This is a genomic window from Rothia nasimurium (genome assembly GCF_004569295.1).
In the GTDB taxonomy this organism is placed as follows: domain Bacteria; phylum Actinomycetota; class Actinomycetes; order Actinomycetales; family Micrococcaceae; genus Rothia; species Rothia nasimurium_B.
The window spans coordinates 1-1,363 of sequence record NZ_SPQC01000095.1 but is presented as its reverse complement, the minus strand read 5'-3'; the positions used below and the strand labels follow the sequence as shown (position 1 = coordinate 1,363).

Below are 1,363 nucleotides of genomic sequence, written 5' to 3'. Positions count from 1 at the left end.
TCTGGGCGGGGGTGATGATGTTGCCAATGGACTTGGACATCTTCTCGCCCTCGTAGTTGACCAGGCCGTTGTGCATCCAAAAGTTGGCGAAGCCGTAGCCTGCTGCCTGGGACTGGGCCATCTCGTTTTCGTGGTGGGGGAAGCGCAAATCGAGGCCGCCACCGTGAATATCGAAGGTCTCGCCCAGGTACTTGCCGGCCATGGCCGAGCATTCCAGGTGCCAGCCGGGGCGGCCTTTACCCCAGGGGGAATCCCAGGAGGCGGTGACGGGCTCGCCCTCCTTGTATGCCTTCCACAGGGCAAAGTCGCGGGGGTCGCGCTTGCCGCGGGGGTCGGCGTCCGGAGCGTCCTGCATGTCGTCAATCTTCTGGCGGGTCAGAGCACCGTAGTTCTCCCAGGAGCGCACGTCGAAGTAGACATCCCCGCAGCCGTCGGTCGCCGGGTAGGCGTGACCGCGGTCGATGAGGCGCTGGATGAGGGCGAACATCTCTGGGATGTGCCCGGTTGCGCGCGGCTCGTAGGTGGGCGGTGCGATGTTGAGGGAGGCGTAAGCGGCCCCGAAGACCCGCTCAAAGCGGTAGGCCAGGGCCCACCATTCCTCGACCGGGTGCTCCCCGGTGAAATCAGGCTCGAAAGAAGCAGCCGAGTTCACCAGAATCTTGTCGTCGATGTCGGTGACGTTACGAACCGTGGTGACCTTGTAACCGCGGTAGGTCAGCCAGCGGGAGAGCTGGTCAAAGACCAGGCCCGAGCGCACGTGCCCGATGTGGGGAGCCCCCTGCACGGTGGCACCACAGTAGTAGATACGGGCCTCGCCGGGGTGAACCGGGGTGAAGTCACGGACGCTTGCTGTTGCTGAATCATAAAAACGTAGAGTCACGCCTAACAGTTTACCGTGCGCTGTAGAACCGGTGCGAGGACGCTGGCTGCGTGGTTAATGAGCAGGGAGAAATGGCCATCGCGCGGTAGTTCGTGAATCTGGGCTCCCAGGCGGAGCCCCAGGTTGCGGGCCCGGGCGGGTTTGACGGCCATGTCGCGGCCGGCGACCCAGAGGTGCACCGGGGTTTTGACGGTGGTTTCTGAGAAGCCCCAGTCGTCCTGAATCGCGTATTCGTCTTGCACGCCGCCCTCGATGGAGAACTGCAGGGCGTAGTCGTGGGAGATGGCCATGCGGTAGGCGGCGGTGTGGCCCTGCACGTCGCGCCTCAGGGCGGAGGCCAGGGTCGAGGCGGACGCCAGGGGGCAACTCAGGGCGCGGGAGGTGAGGTCGATAAGCGGTTTGGGGAACCAGGAGAGGGTGAGGTGGGAGAAGTGAACGCGCAGCGGGGTGAGGTTAAGGCCCAGGTGGGACTCCCAGAGGGGG

At 64.6% G+C, this 1,363-nt stretch carries 1 protein-coding gene and 1 pseudogene; both read right to left on the bottom strand.

What is annotated here, in order from left to right; all coding sequences use genetic code 11:
• A partial coding sequence (locus E4U03_RS12530; protein WP_135014052.1) for a cysteine--tRNA ligase occupies positions 1-880 on the bottom strand: 880 nt, incomplete at its 3' end.
• A gap of 2 nt (positions 881-882) precedes the next feature.
• A pseudogene (locus E4U03_RS13040) lies at positions 883-1,363 on the bottom strand (hypothetical protein); the annotation flags it as partial.